The 16,735-nt window shown below is 52.8% G+C and carries 12 protein-coding genes, 1 other RNA gene and 1 pseudogene; 2 read left to right on the top strand and 12 right to left on the bottom strand.

The genetic code is table 11. The annotated features are described in order from the left end of the window. Nucleotides 1-35 precede the first annotated feature (35 nt). From A3EQ_RS0114625 to A3EQ_RS0114550, 11 genes are all read right to left on the bottom strand, one after another. Nucleotides 36-1,556 (bottom strand): carboxypeptidase M32, encoded by a 1,521-nt coding sequence (locus tag A3EQ_RS0114625; protein WP_020155899.1) that lies wholly within the window; start codon nt 1,554-1,556, stop codon nt 36-38. A gap of 90 nt (nt 1,557-1,646) precedes the next feature. Then, nucleotides 1,647-1,832 (bottom strand): hypothetical protein, encoded by a 186-nt coding sequence (locus A3EQ_RS0114620; protein WP_020155898.1) that lies wholly within the window; start codon nt 1,830-1,832, stop codon nt 1,647-1,649. Between the two features lie 684 nt (nt 1,833-2,516). Next, nucleotides 2,517-2,907: RNase P RNA component class B (gene rnpB / locus A3EQ_RS22275), an RNA gene on the bottom strand. Between the two features lie 368 nt (nt 2,908-3,275). After that, nucleotides 3,276-5,345, bottom strand: coding sequence for a M14 family zinc carboxypeptidase (locus tag A3EQ_RS23010; RefSeq protein WP_020155894.1), 2,070 nt, complete (start codon nt 5,343-5,345; stop codon nt 3,276-3,278). A 662-nt stretch (nt 5,346-6,007) separates the two neighbouring features. Then, nucleotides 6,008-6,304, bottom strand: coding sequence for a cell division regulator GpsB (gpsB, locus tag A3EQ_RS0114590; RefSeq protein ID WP_020155892.1), 297 nt, complete (start codon nt 6,302-6,304; stop codon nt 6,008-6,010). Nucleotides 6,305-6,461: 157 nt separating this feature from the next. After that, entirely contained in the window at nt 6,462-6,695 is a 234-nt protein-coding gene (locus A3EQ_RS0114585) for a CotD family spore coat protein (RefSeq protein WP_020155891.1), read from the bottom strand. 455 nt (nt 6,696-7,150) lie between these two features. Further along, on the bottom strand, nt 7,151-8,464 hold the full coding sequence (locus A3EQ_RS0114575) for a ribonuclease H-like domain-containing protein (protein WP_020155889.1): 1,314 nt from the start codon (nt 8,462-8,464) through the stop codon (nt 7,151-7,153). Next, nucleotides 8,461-10,767: a DEAD/DEAH box helicase gene (locus A3EQ_RS0114570; protein WP_040369544.1), complete on the bottom strand. Its 2,307-nt coding sequence runs from the start codon at nt 10,765-10,767 to the stop codon at nt 8,461-8,463. Before A3EQ_RS0114570 ends, A3EQ_RS0114575 begins: the two co-directional genes overlap by 4 nt. A gap of 292 nt (nt 10,768-11,059) precedes the next feature. Beyond that, nucleotides 11,060-11,356, bottom strand: a complete 297-nt coding sequence (locus tag A3EQ_RS21230; RefSeq protein ID WP_244874600.1) for a YppG family protein — start codon at nt 11,354-11,356, stop codon at nt 11,060-11,062. 193 nt (nt 11,357-11,549) lie between these two features. Next, entirely contained in the window at nt 11,550-11,945 is a 396-nt protein-coding gene (locus tag A3EQ_RS0114555; RefSeq protein WP_020155885.1) for a YppE family protein, read from the bottom strand. 160 nt (nt 11,946-12,105) lie between these two features. Further along, nucleotides 12,106-12,300, bottom strand: a complete 195-nt coding sequence (locus A3EQ_RS0114550) for a hypothetical protein (RefSeq protein WP_020155884.1) — start codon at nt 12,298-12,300, stop codon at nt 12,106-12,108. A 627-nt stretch (nt 12,301-12,927) separates the two neighbouring features. Here A3EQ_RS0114550 and recU point away from each other — a divergent pair. After that, nucleotides 12,928-13,539, top strand: a complete 612-nt coding sequence (gene recU, locus A3EQ_RS0114540) for a Holliday junction resolvase RecU (RefSeq protein ID WP_020155882.1) — start codon at nt 12,928-12,930, stop codon at nt 13,537-13,539. Between the two features lie 48 nt (nt 13,540-13,587). Further along, nucleotides 13,588-16,263: a penicillin-binding protein 1A gene (locus tag A3EQ_RS0114535; RefSeq protein ID WP_020155881.1), complete on the top strand. Its 2,676-nt coding sequence runs from the start codon at nt 13,588-13,590 to the stop codon at nt 16,261-16,263. Between the two features lie 253 nt (nt 16,264-16,516). On the opposite strand, the pseudogene A3EQ_RS22815 reads toward A3EQ_RS0114535, so the two are convergent. Then, nucleotides 16,517-16,735, bottom strand: a pseudogene (locus tag A3EQ_RS22815) (IS1634 family transposase); the annotation flags it as partial.

The following is a 16,735-nucleotide window of genomic DNA, read 5'->3' as shown; positions in this document are numbered from 1 at the left end:
ATTCGGACGGAGGCCGTCCGTTCGTTCAGTACCTTCTAAAATTGATAAATATAAGCATATTTCTCCCGCAAATAGTTCAACAGATGGCTGGCGTTCAGCCCTTCCCCGGCGGCATCCCGCAAGATCTCCAACGGTTTTTTCAAACGCCCGTACTGATGGACATGCTCGGTCAGCCATTTCCGGATGGGGGCGATTTCCCCTTTGGCAAGCAGCCGGTCGAAATCCGGGATGCTCTTCAGCATCGCCGCTTTCAATTGGGCGGCATACATATAGCCCAATGCGTAAGACGGGAAATAACCGAAGGATGCGGAAGACCAGTGAACGTCCTGCAGCACCCCATGGCCGTCATGCTCCGGCCTTACGCCCAGATATTGTTCGTATTTGTCGTTCCAAACCGCCGGCAAGTCGTCCACCGCCAACTCCCCGGTGAACAGGGCCTTTTCCAGTTCATAGCGGATGATGATGTGCAACGGATAGGTGAGCTCATCCGCTTCGATGCGGATCAGGGACGGTTTCACCTCGTTGATCGCCCGGTAAAAATCGTCCAGGGAGACGGAATCGAAGGCCCCGCCGGCATATTGCTGCAAAAGCCCGTAATTATGTTCCCAAAAATGCAAGTTCCTGCCGATGAAATTTTCATGGAACAGGGATTGGGACTCATGGATGCCCATGGATGCCCCGCCGAAAAGGGGCGTTCCCTTCAGCCGTTCGGAAAAGTTCTGTTCGTAGATGGCATGCCCCGCTTCGTGAATCGTTCCGAAAATGGCGACGCGAAAATCCTGTTCGTTGTATTTGGTGGTGATCCGCACGTCCCCGCCGTTCAGGCCGATGGCGAAGGGATGGACGGTTTCATCCAGCCGGCCGGCCGCAAAATCGTAACCGAGCTGGCGGAGGATTTCCAATGAAAAAGCTTCCTGTTTTTCCTTGGGAAAACGGGTATGTAAAAATTCGGAATTCCAACGGACGTTCGATCCTTCGATTTTTTCCAGCAGGCGGACGATGCCGTCCCGCAATTGACGGAAAACGGTGTCGAGTTGTTCGACGGTCATTCCCGGTTCATACTGATCCAGCAAGGTGTTATAGGGATGCCCTTCATAGCCCCAATAACCGATGAATTTTTTCGTCATTTCCACCAGCTGTTCAAGGTAGGGCTTGAAAAGCTGAAAGTCCCGCTTCTCCTTCGCCTCTTCCCACACCGACTCCGATTTGGCCTGAAGCTCGACAAATTGCCGGTATTCGTCGGAAGGAATTTTGATCATCCGGTCGATTTCCTTCTTCAGATGCTCCGCCGACTTTACCGTAATTTCCGACAGCCGGTCCCGAACCCCGGGGTCCAATAACTCCCCGACGTATTCCCGCATTTTTTCCGAGGTCATCAATTGATAAACTTCACCGGTCAACGTCCCGATGACCTGCGAACGGCCTTCCACCGCTTTGGCGGGAGCCTTCGTCCGCAAATCCCAATAGATGAGGTTCAATGCCTCCTGATAGGCAAGAATCTTTTTGATTTCCTCGAAAAACGCTTTTTCTGTTTGTTGGATGGATGTTACGGTCAATCCATACTCCCCCTTGTTCCAGTATCAAACCGTTTGACATTTATTGTAGCACAAAGCGGCCGGCAAAAAGAATGATTTGCGGAAAAATTTTCAAAGGACGGAATTTCGGAAAGGGGCGTTGGCATCCAAAGAAAAATAGAGGGCCTTTTGCAGTTCTTTTTCCGCCTCTTCCAATTTGGCCAATGCCTTTTCGTTGTTTTCCTCCTTTTCCATCTCTTTGTGCAGGGCGGAAAGCGCCTTCGATATCTTCATGAAATCCAAACCGCTGCAGTCCATTCCGTGTTCCCCTCCTTGTTTTTTACTATTCTATTCGGAGGGGAAAAAATGATTCGCCGCAACGAACCGGACAAATGGCGGCGGTCCGGGGAGAATCCTTTGCGGCACGGCCGTCCTCCGGCCCGCCTCCCGGAACGGCCGTGGTGCCGCCCGGCCCCGCGTTAAAACCGGACCCCATTTCTCCCCTTCCCTTGCCGAAGCGGCGATGAACCCATTTTTACCGAAGAAAAGCACGGCCCGCAAACTTGCGGTGCCCGCCGCCTTTTCCCCCGCTCCCGTACCGCTCCATCCGCCGGGATGGGCTCCATCGCTTCGCTGCCGGAATTTCCTTCATTCGTCCGCATCATCCGGGCATGAAAAAAGGCCCCATGCAACGGGACCTTCCGACTTTTACAGTTGTGCCGGAGAGAATTACCTCCAAACCCTTGAGAATACTGATTTTTTTAGGTTACAAAAAATTTTTATCATTATTTTTTGTATATATGCAAATAAATCCTTTTATAACAACAAAAATTTGGATATTTTGCCTATTTTAGCATATATACATTAAATTTATAACAAACATCCTTTAAAACCCTTGATATATCAACGTTTTTAAAGAATATTAGGGATTTTAACTGCAAAAGTCAGGAAAAAGGCCCCATGCAACGGGACCTTCTTCCAATTATTGATCCGTCCATAACGTTCTATAAGCCATGTTCTGTACCGGCCGCCGTCTTGGACGGAAGGCCGGCGGTAATCATCTATCTGCGGGGAAATCCCCGCCTTTCTCCTCGTTCATTTCCTCGGAGAAAGCGCCCCTACCATAATTTGGGTTTCTCGCTCGTGGGGTTTACCGCGTTCCACCTCTAAGGTTTCCCTTAGAGCTGCGTCACTGTGGCACTTTTATAGGGTACTAAGCCATATCCTTAACGGACTTAGGCTGTTCCCCAGCCGTCAGCCCAGTCGCAAGACCAGACTGCCCTAGCTTATGGTTTCGCTAGGCACGAACACTACGGGCATCTCAGCACCGTGCGAGCATGGACTTTCCTCTACAACGGGCCGAAGGGCCGCGTTGCAGCGATTACCCGAACGCTATGGACGGATTTTTGCGTTTTAATATTATAACGAAAAATTCCGGCCGTGACAATAGAAATGATTGCCAAACCGGGCGGCAGACTGTTCAAAAAGAACGGCCCGCATGCCTGTTTTTCCCGGCAATCCCCCATCCCCGGCCGATCGTCCCCTTCCCGAGGGGACCCGGGCGCCATTTTCCCGGCCGGAAAGGGCTTTTCCACCGGGACATCCTCATCCCGCGGCGCTTGCCGGATGGGCGCGTTAACGCCGGCGGCAAACTTCCCGGCATGATTCCTCATGCCTGCCACAGAAAGAAGGCCCGGTCCCCGCCTCTCTTGGGATTTATAGGGACAGCCGCCGGGACACCAGCCGCGCATCGGCAAACCTTCATTTTTTTGCAAGTTTCGCGCTTTCTCGGGCCACATACAGACCGACGGCCTGGTTTTCTTTCCAAACATGCTTGAACTCCGAAACGGGCGGGTTCGTTTCATAGACGTATTTGCAGATTTCGATGGTAAAACCCGGCCGCTTCTTCGCCTGGATGAACCAATCGGTAAATCCTCCGCCGGACGGCACGCCTTTCGGGTAAACGAGCCGGTATCCCGTCAAGCTCCGCAGCTTTTTCGCATATTCATGGTCCCGCTTGTACCGGGCGCCGGTCTGCAGGTAGTTCCAATAGATGATCTTGCCGCTCGAATGATAGGCGACGGCCATTTCCGGATCCACTTCCCGAACGAGTTTCAAGACGGCCTTGACTTCCGCGGCGCTTTCCGGCTTATACCCTTTAAAGTTTTTGTACATCGGGCCGCTCGGGCTGCCCTTGATGGTCTTCCATCCCGCATTGTATTGCCGGTTCAGGTCGACCCCCTTCGCATTCGCCTTCCAACGTTTGAAATTTTTGCTCCCTTTATTCATTTTGATCAGGTTTTTATGCAAACTTTTCGGGAAGGCCTTTAAACCTTCCTGTTGGAGGGTCACCCCGTCCGGATTGACCATCGGAATGAACCAGATGGTCGCGGCGTTCAAAATGTCGTACACATTGAAGCCGCCGATTTTTTGCTTTTTATAATAGGCCTTCGCGTATTGCTCGATCATATACATGTTCAAATTGGTCGTCAGCCATTCCCGCGCGTGGTGGGAACCGTGGATCAGGGCGGCAGCCTTCCCTTTGCCCAAGGCCACGGCGTAGATGGGCCGGCCGTACTCCGATTTTCCGATGACTTTATACGAAATGAGTTCCGGATACGCGAGATACAATTTTTCGATGTCCCGCACCATTTCGTTATAGGAATAGACCTGGTAGGGATTGACGATCTTCGTGTCGCCCGTCGGAATGATCGTCTTCACATCGCCCGCCGCGATGTATCCGGTATATTTCTTCCCGTTGACGGTTACCGTCGCCTGGTGCCATTCATTGTTTACCGGTTTGTAGGTTAAAACAAGCCCTTTAGCGTATGCCTTTAAAACTTTGGAACTCCTGGACATTTTGCTGTACACCCTCGTGGGGTTCTTAAGGGACAAACCTTTCAGCGTCGGCGCCGCTCCGACGTCACTCGCCTGGATATAGCCCGTTTTCGCCTTGCCATTTACATAGACGACGGCTTGAAACCAGCTGGCGTTATAAACTTTGTATTTTAATAGGGTTCCTTTTTTATAGGTTTTCAACTTCTGCGATTTGACGGAAGGCTGGCTGTAAACGGCCGCTTCGTTGTTTACGGCGTAGCCGCTCAGCTGGGTATTCCGATCCCCGACATCCCCTTTGCTTACATAGCCCGTCATTTTCTTCCCGCTGACCACAACCGTGACTTCATGCCATCGGGAAGTAAAGGTATGGTATTGGAGCGGAGATCCTTGCTTATAGGTTTTTATGACCTTTGCTTTTGCCGAAGGCGACGCATACACGTTCGTCGGTATTTTTGCAGCGAAGCCGCTGCCGGCGGACGGATGGGTGACAATCGTTTCCACATCGGGACGGTAAATATATCCGGTGAGCCGTTTTCCTCCGGCGTCGACCGTCGTCCGGAACCATTCGGCATCGTGTGCCTGGTAGTTCAGGATCGTCCCGGCCGGGTAGGTTTTCAATATTTTGGCATTTACCGACGGCTGGCTGTAAATATTCGTCTTCTCATTCAGGGCAATCCCTCTGGCGCCCGGCACCGCCTGCCCCACATCCCCAGCCGCAATATAGCCGGTCTGCACTTTGCCGTTCACCGTGACATCCGTCGCATGCCAATCGGCCGAAAAATTCCGGTAGGCGATTTTATCGCCGTAAGCATAGGTTTTGATGATTTTCGCATTTTTCGCCGGACTTGCGTATACATATACCGGCTGTTTCCCGGCAAAACCTTCGAACATTTCCGGATCCGGTTGGACTTCCGCCGCCTGCGCGTACGGAATGAACAGCTGGATCAAGAGCAAGGAAACAGCGAGAAACTGAACAGCCTTGAACTTGCGCATTCCGATCCCCCTCTAAATGTCTGGCAGAATCAATGGCCTTTCGGCGGTTTCAGGCATAAAAGGGCCTTCCTCATCCGGGCGGCAGACCGGTCACCGGAAACGGCGGGCGAAAGGCCCCACGGGAAGATTGTTCATTGATGATGTATCGGCAAAAAAAGAAAAATTTCCATATTAAAGGAAAAAAAGATAAAAAGAGTGAAAAAATGAAAATAGGATCCGATTTACAAAAAATAGGGGGAAAAGGAACGGAAAAATGGAAGACCCCCACGGGAAAAGTCATGACCATCCCGGTGGATTCGCCGACGCCAGGGGGGATGATTTCGGGCAAAAAAAACTTGGACGGCATAACTAACACCAAAGGTTAGTTATGCCCCATCCATATCTTTTCCGCTGAACAAGTCAAACAATGAAGATTTAAACGAGATCCTAATTTTTATTTAAGTCAAGACGCATAAACACCAACCATCATCAATAATATCCTTTCATTGCTTGGTGCTAGTAATTCCGTCCAAGAAAAAAAACGGGGCCATGGTGGGAAAATTCCCGAGAACCCGGCCCCGGCATGGAAAAGACCGCGATGGATTTAAAAAGCGGAGGGATGATCCTTGACAGGCAACGCGGCGTATGTATCGAAGTTCTGAAACCTTTGATCCCTGCCGAACTCATTCGTTGAGCTTGTCGCCGAACACATGCTTTTCCAAATTGCTCAGCCGCTTCAAAATGTCAAAATTGGTGACCCCGGGAGACGGATACGATTGCCGCCTCGCTTCTTCCAACTGTTTTTTCAGCCTTTGATTCTCTTTTAACAATTCCTCGTATTCTTTCTGGAAGATTTCATAATCTTTAATAATAATATCTAAAAATTCGTCGACTTCCTTTTGATTGTATCCGCGCATGCTCGTTTTAAATTCCTTCTCCAATATTTCCTGGGCAGAAAGATGCAGTTTGCTCGCAATCACAGTTTTCACCCCGTCATGTCTACACTCATTACTAACATTTTTTCAAAAAACGGTGATTTTGTCAATTCGTATCAGGGACCGGGAACCGGCGATTCCAAAGCACGCAAAGGAAAAAAATAGCGCCCGTCTTTGTCGCGGGCACTATTCCTTTCTCCGGTCAGAACGGGTACATCGGCGGACGATGGCAGCAATCGATGTGCTGATGGCAAACCTCGTTGACGACGGAGTGGGTATGCGGGCAATGATGTTCATGTTTGAAAAAATGCCGGTTCACCGTCGTCGTGTGGGAGGGATGAATATGGGGGACGACATGGGTGAATCGGTTTGTATTGACAAAATGCTGCGTCGGATAGACGATCGGCCGCAAAACATTGGGCGGAAATTGGGACATCGCGCAAACTCCTTTCCTGAAAGAGTTTATACACTAATACACTATGAAGAGCGGCGGAAACCTGTACTAAGGAATTGACCTATTTTCCCCGCCTTTTGCCGGCGCGAGCCCTTCCCGCAGCCGCCCGGTTTCCGGCCTTTTTCAAACGGTGCGTCCGCTAAAGACCGGTCGCCCGGTACGGCGGGCCGCACCCTGCCGGAGCCGGACGTCCCGGTCATTCCCCTTCGCATCCGGGGCCGATCCGTCCTCCCATTCCGTTTCCGCCGTTTTTCCGCCGCCTTTTTAGCCGAAAACTTTTGCCCCGCAAAAAAACGGCGGCAAAAGTCCCCGCTTTCCAAATGACGAAGCTGTCCGGCAAATCCTAGCCGCAACAAAAACGGCGGCGGAACCCCCCTCCCGGAAAATCCCGCCCGTTTCCGCCCGAAACATCCGCCTTCAGCCATTCCCATCGGAACTTACGGTACCTGTTTCGCCGCCTTTTTTTCCAGACGGAGAATGCGGCGGGCCAAATCTTCCCGGAACTTCTCCGAATCCAGACCGCCGCCGGCAAGCTCGGAAGCGATGCGGCGGCAGAGGGCCAGGGCGGCTTTCGCATCCTTTTTCTGATGTTCCAAATATTTGGCGGCTTCAATGGCGGCCAGCACTTTGTGTTTTCCGCCCCCCTCATCCGCCAAATATTCCCAGATTTCCATCGCCTTCCCGTATTCCCCCAACCTTTTGTATTGGAGGGACAGTTCGTACAAATCGGTTTCGTCCTTTGCGTCAAAGGCGGCCTCTTCCAGGAGCCGGACGGCCCGCTCGCTTTCCTTCAAGGAGGCGTACCAGCGCCCCGCCGCCAATTTTTCCGCGTCCGTCTGCCGGGGATCGAGATCCAGCAGCTGGAAGCTGAGGTGGGTGTATAAAGGAACGAGGGTCAAAATATCCTTTTCGTTGTGTTCCATGATTTTCAGGATGCCCTTCGGCCGTTTCGTCTCCAAAAAATCGTAATAAATCATCGGCGCCAGATGACCCGGAACGTCCTCCTCCCTTTCGATCCCGAGGACGTCCCGTTCCACGTCCGTCAGCCGGACGGAATCGAGCCGATGCTTCCACAATCTTCTCGAACCGTGATACAGGTCGAAATGGCCGAACTTGGGCAGTTTGGGCAGGTGCTCCCGGATCAGGGCGTGCTGGGTTTTCACCTGCGGCCAGTCGAAGGCCTTCCCGTTATACGTGACGAGCAGGCGGTAATCGACGCTTTTCAAAAAACTTTCGTAAAGGGGAATCTCCTGCCCCGGCTCGGGCAGAAAATGCTGGCGCAGGATGAGCCGGTCCCCGGAAAAAAAGGCGTAACCGAGCAAAAAAATCGTGTTGCCGGCTCCCGTCGTCAGCCCGGTTGTCTCGATGTCAAAAAAGAAGAGCTGCTCCGGCCGGTATCCTTTGCCGGATAAGGGATGGTCGAAGGAAACCTCCTGCCAGGCCGCCATGGCGGCAAAAAAATCGCTGAAACGGTATCGGCCCCTTTGCCGATCCAGGGGAAAGGAGGTCTCCCGAATCAGGCAATAGCCGTCCCCGGAAAAGTAGGGGCGGACGCCCGCCGCCTCCCATTCCCGCATATAGGGGATCTCCCGCCGTTTCGGTCCGGCGGGTGCGGCTTCCGCCGGGAGAGCGGCGGAACCGGATCGGTTTTTCCCTTCCTGTCCGGCGGAAACATCCTCCGCCGCATCCGGCGGATGTTCTTTCCGGACAACATAGGATTCGTAAAGGGAAAGTTTCCTTTTCAAGCTCAACGTTCCGTCCCTTCTTTCCCCGTTCCGCTTCCGGCGCCGAGCAAACCGGAGAAGAGCCGCAGGCAATCCCTCTTCCCTTTCGGGCTTTGAAACCCGGCGCCGATGCAGGAAGGACAGCCGTTTTCACAGGGGCAGCCTTCCACGAGGGATTTGGCCGCCTCGATGATTTCTTCCAGTTGGTCGTAGATTTGTTCGCTCAAACCGACGCCTCCCGGATAGTGGTCATAGAAAAATACGGTCGGTTTGCCGTTGAAGGTCGATTTGACCTGGGGGACGACGTGGACGTCCTGCGGATCGCACATGATGAACACGGAGACGATGTGGCGGAGGGCATGGCTGATCCCCTCCAGCGCCTCTTCCATATGCTCGATCTCAAACCGGTTGGTGAGCGGTTCATCCAGGGAAAACCAGGCCGATTGGGTATGCAGGATCTGCTCGGGCAGATGGATCGGGCCCGAACCGATATTTTCCCCCGTTTCCAGTTTGATCTTTTTGAAGACCGTGGCCATCGCCTGGACGCTCACGTCGCCGAAGAAGACGGAGGCGTTCGGGATTTTCCTTTCCCGGTCCGATTCCAGCACCTTCAACTGAACTGCCAGATGGGCGTCCGTGTAGTAATTGACCTGCACCTCCCGGACATAAGCCTTTTTTTCCGGCCAGTCCAGCTCCTCCACCTGATACTGGTTGCCCTGATGAAAATAGATGGCCTCTTCATGGAGGAGAGTCAAGGCGCTGAAGGTGTCCATCTCCCCGATCACCCTCGTCCGATTGCCTTCCATCCGTTCGATGATGACCACGTTTTCCTGGGTAGCGGAACGGAGGCTGATGTTGTGGGCCGGAAAGGAATCCCCCATCCAGTAAAACTTGTCCCCGTTCGGATAGAGGACTTTCTTTTCCGCCAAATAATCGAGAAGATCTTCCACTTCCGCCCCGCCGAAAGCCTCCCCTTTCCGGAAGGGTAGCTCATAGGCGGCGCATTTGATATGATCGGCCAAAATAATCAGGTTGTCCGGATTGATCCGGGCGGTTTCCGGAGATTTCCCGAAAAAGTATTCGGGATGCCGGACGATGTATTGGTCCAAGGGAGAGGAACCGGCAACGAAGAGGATGAAGGCCTCCCCGTCCCTCCGTCCGGCCCGTCCCGCCTGCTGCCAGGCGCTGGCAATCGTGCCGGGAAATCCGGTCAACACGCTCGCCTTCAATTGGCCGATATCGACGCCGAGCTCGAGGGCGTTCGTGCTCACCACCCCGATGATGTCGCCGCTCCGCAATCCCTTTTCAATCCGTCGCCGTTCGGAAGGCAGGTATCCTCCCCGGTAGCCGCTGATCCTTTGACCCATGGCCCCGTCGCCCATCATCTTCCGCAAGCGGGTCAAAATGAGCTCCACCATTACCCGGCTTCTTGCGAAAATGACCGTCTGGATCCCGTTTTTCAGCAGTTCCCCGGCGATGCGGGTGCTTTCCGCGATCAGGCTCTTCCGGATGTTCATCATCTTGTTGACGACCGGGGGATTGTAAAAGACAAAGTGTTTCCGGCTTGCCGGCGCGCCGTTTTCCTCGATCAGCTTCATCGGCTTTTCGGTCAATTTTTCCGCCAGTTCCTTCGGATTGGCGATGGTGGCGGAGGTGCAGATAAAGGTCGGATCCGAACCGTAAAATCTACAGAGACGCCGGAGCCTCCGGATCACGTTGGCGGTGTGGCTGCCGAATACCCCGCGGTAAATATGGAGCTCATCAATGACCACATATTGCAAATTTTCGAACAGGGAGATCCATTTCGTATGATGGGGCAGGATCCCGGTATGGAGCATGTCCGGGTTGGTGATGACAATATGGCCCGCCTTCCTGATCTTTTGCCGGACGGTCGGGCTCGTGTCGCCGTCGTATGTATGGCAGTGGACGGGCAATTCCCCTTCATCCAGCCACTCGTTCAATTCGCTTTTTTGGTCGTTGCTTAAGGCCTTGGTCGGAAAGATGTACAGGGCCCTCGCGTTCGGGTCCGACAAAATTTTTTGCAGCACGGGCAAGTGATAGCAGAGGGACTTCCCCGATGCCGTGGGCGTGACGATCGTCACGTCCGTTCCCGCCGCGGCGTATTCAAAGGCCGTTTTCTGATGGGTGTACAGCCGTTTGATCCCCCGTTTTTCCAAAATCTCCTTCAATTTCGGATGCAGCGCTTCGGGAAAGGGGGCGTATTGGGCCTCCCGTTCGGGAATCGTTTCCCAATGGACGATATTTTCCCTGAACGCTTCATGATTGCGAAACCACTCGATGAACGTGCCGATATCCTTTTTCCTCTCCATCTTTTTCACCCGGTGCCTTCAACATATTTTTCTCCGTACGGGATGGATGCGGCCCCGAAGCCGCCATCCCCCGCTGCGAGCCGGCATGGCCAACCGTATCTTCATTATATCGAATAGATGTTCGTTTTGAAAGATCGGAAAATGAGGGCCTCTTTCCCCGGGGCCCATTTCCGTTGGCCGCCCTTTCCTTGACCGAATCCGTCAAAGGGGCGCATCTCCGGTCTTCCCCCGAATGATCCGCCGCTTTACCCCCCATTCCCCCGCCTTGGAAACGCCCTTTCCCCATTTACGTCTACGCTTTAAATATTTGGGAAAAACCTTTGATCAAACCGGTGACCTGATTCAGGGTGTTCACCATTTGACCCGCGGTGTTGACCATTTTTTGAAAATCGATCGTTCCATCCTTGTTTTTAAAGGAATTCAGCAGGAGCGAAAATCCCGGAGGCCTGCCGGGAACTGGGGGAAAGACGCCCGGAAAAACCGGCGGTTGGGAAAACGGATTCCCTTGAACCGGATTGGGGAGGGAAGGATTCCCTTGTCCGTATGCGGGCTGGGCCGGGTTTCCTCCGGAAAAATTTTCCGCCGCCATCCCGCCGGATGAAAGGGGAGGCGCAAACGGCCGGATCGCCGGCATCCCCTGGGGGGGCAGGGGAAAGGGTGGATAGGGGGGCCATTGCGGCAGGTTTCTGTACATGAATCCGCCTTGGCGGCGATAGAGCGGCATAAACATGATCCTTTCTCCTTCCGTTCCACAGGATTCCCTTTGCTTTTAATGTATGGGATCATGCGGAGGGAGGTGATTTTTCATCGGCGGAATCCCCTTCCAGTTCCGCCAGCATTTTTTCCAGGATGTAATGGATGGAGGAAGCATGATGCTTGAACCGCTTATAGCTCGTTTCCGGATAGAAGGCCTGCACGGCGATCGTATTGAAATTTTCGGCGGTATTTTCAATCTGGACCGGAAAAATGTTTTTCGGTTTCGCCTCCCGCTGCCATTCGGCGGCGAGATCCTTCCACCGGCTGACGACGCCGTGGAGGCGGTCGCAATAAGGTTTGACCTCCGTGTAAAAATCCCTTTTTTCTCCCTTTCTTTTGACTTCCTGAAAGATTTCATCGGTTTCTTTTAAATAATGGAGCAGTTCCTTGGTCAATTCGGCAAGTTTTGGAATGTCCGCCATTTCCCTTCCCTCTTTTTGCTTGATTCATCTCCATCTTAGCTTTCTTCCCCGGAAAAAGGCAAATGATAAGAAAAAGAAAAACCATCCGGTATTTCGGGCAATCAAGCGTGCCCGTCCCGATGGCCGCAAGCGCATATGGTTCCGCATCACTTTTCATCCCTCAAATCGCCTTTTTCTCCGCTCCGTTCCCGTAGGATAACCGGGCCACGTTTTTTTCCAGCCGGACCAGCTGCACATCCATCTCCCTCTCCAAACGCCTTTTTTCCGTCTTCACGGCTGCACTCAATCGGCGCTCCGCAGTTTCCAAGAGCAGCTCCAGTTCCTCCAGGGCAGAGGAAAAGTCCATCTTTTTCATCACCCATCCCTCCCTCTTCTGTATTAGCTTATTCTGCATGGGGATTCCCCTTCCTTCCCCGTTGACAAAAACAGAAGGAAATCGGCAAAGAAAGAAGGAATCAGACAATTCCGGACCAATTTTGCATGAACTCCCGAAAGGGAAAGATACTAACGGAAGGGGGTGAATGCGGATGGGAAAGAAGAAAGCGGAAAAAGGGAAAACGGGCAAAGGAAAAGGGAAGGATTTAAAGGCCGCCCAACAGGAGAAAAAAACGGAAGGGCCGAACATCCCGTCGACCTGAATCGGATCTGTTTTCCAAAAGACAAGGGGCCATCCCTTGTTTTTTTCGGATTTCCATCCCTCCCCGTCCATGGCGTCCCCCGCTGATAAGCGGGCCGGGAAAAATTTTTCGGGATCGAACGGATGTACTTAGCGGCGGCACCGTCCGGTTCCATGGGAACGGACCAAAAGAGGAAGAAAGGAACGTTTTTTGGTAAAATGGGAGTAGCACCCGGAACGCTTCATCCTTGCCCGTGTTTTCCATCGGCCTTCCGAGGTGCCGGTGAAAAAATGAAACCGAACCCGTTCCGTTTACGTCGAATAATAATGGGTGCAGCGGAATCGGGACGGACCGGAGGGAAGAACATGACGATCCATTACCCGAACGGGAAAAAGTACGATTCCCGGCACGAATCCCGAACCGATGAAAAAAAATACGGATATGCCAACCGGGGAATGACCCTGGAAGAGGATATCAACGAAACGAACGCCTATTATCTGGCCCATCGAATCGCCGTTATCCATAAAAAGCCCACTCCCGTGCAAATCGTTCAGGTGGATTATCCGCACCGAAGCGCGGCGGTCATCAAGGAAGCCTATTTCAAAACCCCCTCGACGACGGATTACAACGGGGTCTACAAAGGGAGATACATCGATTTCGAAGCGAAGGAAACGAGAAACGAAACCAGCTTCCCGCTGAAAAACATCCACGAGCACCAGATCCGGCATATCCGCGATGTCATCGATTGCGGCGGGATTTCCTTTCTGATCATCCGCTTCGCCAAATCGGAAGAAATTTTTTTGCTGGAAGGGAAATACCTGCTGCAATTTTGGGACCGGATGAAAGCGGGCGGAAGGAAATCCATCAAGAAAGAGGAGATCGCCGCATTCGGCCATCGGATTCCCCTTGGAATACGGCCGAGAATTGATTATATTAGAATAATAGATTCCATTTACCGCGACATTCTTTGTCCGTAAGCACGGACGCGGCACTGCTTCCAATTCGGAAGGAAAGGAAGGTTCCCCATGAGCGAACAATATAAATCGAGAGTGGAAAGAAAGAAGATCAAGCGAAAAAAACGGTCGGCAAAGAAGGATATCGCCAAAAAGGTGTTTTTGACTTGCCTTCTTGCCTGCTTTTTCTGTTTGGTTGCCGGCGTCAGCGCCTTTGCCATCATGGTCAGCGATGCGCCTAAGCTGGATCCGGAAAAATTGAAGGATCCGGTTTCTTCGCAGATCTATGACATGAATAACGACCTCATCACGGAAGTCGGCATCCAGAAACGGGATTACGTGCCATTTGAAGAAATCCCGGATCTCGTGAAAAACGCCATTTTGGCCACGGAAGACGTCCGCTTCTTCAAACACCACGGGATCGACCTGATCCGCCTGGGGGGAGCGGTCATCAGCAACATCACCGACGGATTCGGCTCCCAGGGCGCAAGCACCTTAACCCAGCAAGTGGTCAAAATGTCGTATTTATCCAATGAAAAAACGATCAAACGAAAGGTCCAGGAGGCCTGGCTCGCCTTTCAGCTGGAACAGAACTTGTCCAAAGAAGAAATCTTCGAGATCTATGTCAACAAAATCCCGATGGGGGGAAATATTTACGGCATCAAGACAGCGGCCAACACCTATTTCGGAAAGGACCTGGACGAACTGACCCTGCCGGAAGCCGCCTTGATCGCCGGGCTGCCCCAGCGCCCGAACGCCTACAATCCCTTCGTCAACCCGGATCTGGCCGACAAACGGAAGAACACCGTCCTCAGCCTGATGCACCAGCACGGGTTCATTTCGGAAAAGGAAATGAAAGAGGCGCAAAAGGTAAAAGTTAAAGATCTGATCGTGAAAGAACAAGAAAACCTCAAGGACGATTCCCCGTATCAATCGTTCATCGACCGGGTCATCGACGAAGTGGAAAAAATGGGCTACAACGTGTACACCGACGGGTTAAAAATTTATACGACCATGGATCCGAAGGCCCAGGAATACGTCCATACACTGCTGAATACGGATAAAATTATCGCCTTCCCGAATGACAAAATCCAGTCCGGGGTCGTTCTGCTCGACACGAAAACCGGAGAAATCCGGGCGATCGGCGGCGGCCGCCATCAAAAGGTGCTCCGGGGGCTCAATTATGCGACGGACATCCGGCGCCAGCCCGGGTCGACGATCAAGCCGATTTTGGACTACGGACCGGCCATCGAATATTTAAAATGGTCGACCGCCCAGATCTTCGAGGATAAGCCCCACACCTACTCGGACGGAACGAAGGTCAACAACTTCGGCAACCGGTATTACGGAAATGTCACGATGCGGTTCGCCCTGCAAAAATCGCTGAACATTCCGGCGGTAAAGGCCCTGCAGACCGTCGGCCTCGAAAAGGCCCGGTCATTCGCCGTCAATTTGGGCATCCCCTTGGAGGATACGATCTATGAATCGTACGCCATCGGGGGAATGAAGAAGGGAATCGCGCCGATCCATCTGGCCGGGGCTTACAGCGCCTTCGGAAACAACGGGGTATACAACGAGCCCCATGCGGTCAAGAAGATCGTGCTGAGCGACGGCGAGACGGAGATCAAACCGAACATCGTCTCCAAAGTCGCCATGAGCGACTATACCGCCTTCATGATCACCGACATGCTGAAAACGGTCATGCGGGCCGGAACCGGGGTCAGCGCAAATGTTCCGGGGATCCCCCTGGCGGGAAAAACCGGGACGACGAACTATACGGATGAGGAATTGAGAAAATACGGGCTGGATGACCGATTCGTGCCCGATTCCTGGATGGGCGGATATTCCACCAACTACACCGCCGCCGTCTGGGTCGGGTACGAAAAGAAAAAGGACGGATTAAGCCCCGCGGAACAACCGCTGGCCAAACAAATCTTCAAAAACTTAATGGCCTATGTCCATCAAGGCATCGACACGCCCGATTTCACCCAGCCGAAAAGCGTGGTGCGGCTGGGCGTCGTGAGGGGGACGAACCCGCCCCAGCTGGCCGGTCCTTTTACCCCGTCCAGCCAAATCATCTATGAATACTTCGTCAAAGGTTATGAGCCGAAGGAAGTTTCCGATCAAATCAGCGAGATTCCCGCGCCCGAAAATCTGAAGGCGCGCTTCAATGAAAAGGAAAATTCCATCACCTTGCAATGGAAGGCCAAAAAAGCGGAAGGGCTTGCCTTTGAGGTGTACGTGTCCGAAAACGGCGGCGCGCCGCAATTGCTGAAGACGACGGACGAAAGAGGGCTCGTCATCGAAAACGTGACGCCCGGGGTCAAATATACCTTTACCGTCTATGCGGTATATGAAGGGATGAAGAGCCGCCCGGCCAGCGTGACCGTCGATTTGACGGCCTATTCCGACGAGGAGCAGCCCGGCCTGCCCGAAAACGGGAACGGCCAGCCGAACGGCGGACAGAACGGGTCGGATGACGACGATGAAGCCTCCGAGGAACAGCCGCAGGATGATGGCGGGGATGACAACGGCCAAGGAAACGACCAGGGCGGCGGAGGCCAGAATAATGGCGGAAACGGCAACGGTCAGGGAGGAAACGGCGGAAATAACGGGGGCAGCGGCAGCAGCGGAAGCGGTGGAAACGGCGGAAACGGCGGAAACAGCAGCGAAGGAAGGAACGGCGGCCTGAACAATCAAAACAGCAGGAATTTCACGACGCCCGCCAGGGAAAATGGCGCTGATTGAGGATTCATGAAACAGGCGGGAAGAAACGTTTAGGTTTCTTCCCGCGAAAACGGCGCCGGACAATACTTGTCCCGGCCGGAAAAGGAAAAAGGCTGTTTTCGGAGGAATCCCTCCGGAAACAGCCTTATCTTTTGCCGCCGCGGAAAAAGAAATGGGCGAAAAACCGGAAACCGGCCGATTTCCCGACTTTTACAGTTCCAGAAACAAAAACTCCCCGAAAACAGCGTCATGATCGCGTTTTTTGGGGAGTTCTTTATTTTTTGGTATGTAGATATGTTTTCGTCCTTTTATCTTTAACCCCATATGCGGGGATATCTTCTAGCCCAAATGCCTTTAAAATATCGGAAAATACGTCGTCAGATTTATTTTTTATAAAGATTTCTTTTCCATCCAAGTGCACTTTCGTAATCGTCGCACTCCGGATGGCATCCTGGATTTTTTCTGTTGAATAATCAATTCCCTTGGTGTGAAG

Source organism: Caldibacillus debilis DSM 16016 (assembly GCF_000383875.1).
GTDB lineage: Bacteria > Bacillota > Bacilli > Bacillales > Caldibacillaceae > Caldibacillus > Caldibacillus debilis.
This window is presented reverse-complemented; position numbering and strand designations above follow the sequence as displayed.

What these genes read in the sequence shown, in the direction of transcription:
- A3EQ_RS0114620 (WP_020155898.1), bottom strand. Translation starts at nt 1,832, where the DNA reads ATGGACTGCAGCGGTTTGGATTTCATGAAGATATCGAAGGCGCTTTCC.
- A3EQ_RS23010 (WP_020155894.1), bottom strand. Translation starts at nt 5,345, where the DNA reads ATGCGCAAGTTCAAGGCTGTTCAGTTTCTCGCTGTTTCCTTGCTCTTG.
- A3EQ_RS0114585 (WP_020155891.1), bottom strand. Translation starts at nt 6,695, where the DNA reads ATGTCCCAATTTCCGCCCAATGTTTTGCGGCCGATCGTCTATCCGACG.
- A3EQ_RS0114570 (WP_040369544.1), bottom strand. Translation starts at nt 10,767, where the DNA reads ATGGAGAGGAAAAAGGATATCGGCACGTTCATCGAGTGGTTTCGCAAT.
- A3EQ_RS21230 (WP_244874600.1), bottom strand. Translation starts at nt 11,356, where the DNA reads ATGGCGGCGGAAAATTTTTCCGGAGGAAACCCGGCCCAGCCCGCATAC.
- A3EQ_RS0114555 (WP_020155885.1), bottom strand. Translation starts at nt 11,945, where the DNA reads ATGGCGGACATTCCAAAACTTGCCGAATTGACCAAGGAACTGCTCCAT.
- A3EQ_RS0114550 (WP_020155884.1), bottom strand. Translation starts at nt 12,300, where the DNA reads ATGAAAAAGATGGACTTTTCCTCTGCCCTGGAGGAACTGGAGCTGCTC.
- recU (WP_020155882.1), top strand. Translation starts at nt 12,928, where the DNA reads ATGACGATCCATTACCCGAACGGGAAAAAGTACGATTCCCGGCACGAA.
- A3EQ_RS0114535 (WP_020155881.1), top strand. Translation starts at nt 13,588, where the DNA reads ATGAGCGAACAATATAAATCGAGAGTGGAAAGAAAGAAGATCAAGCGA.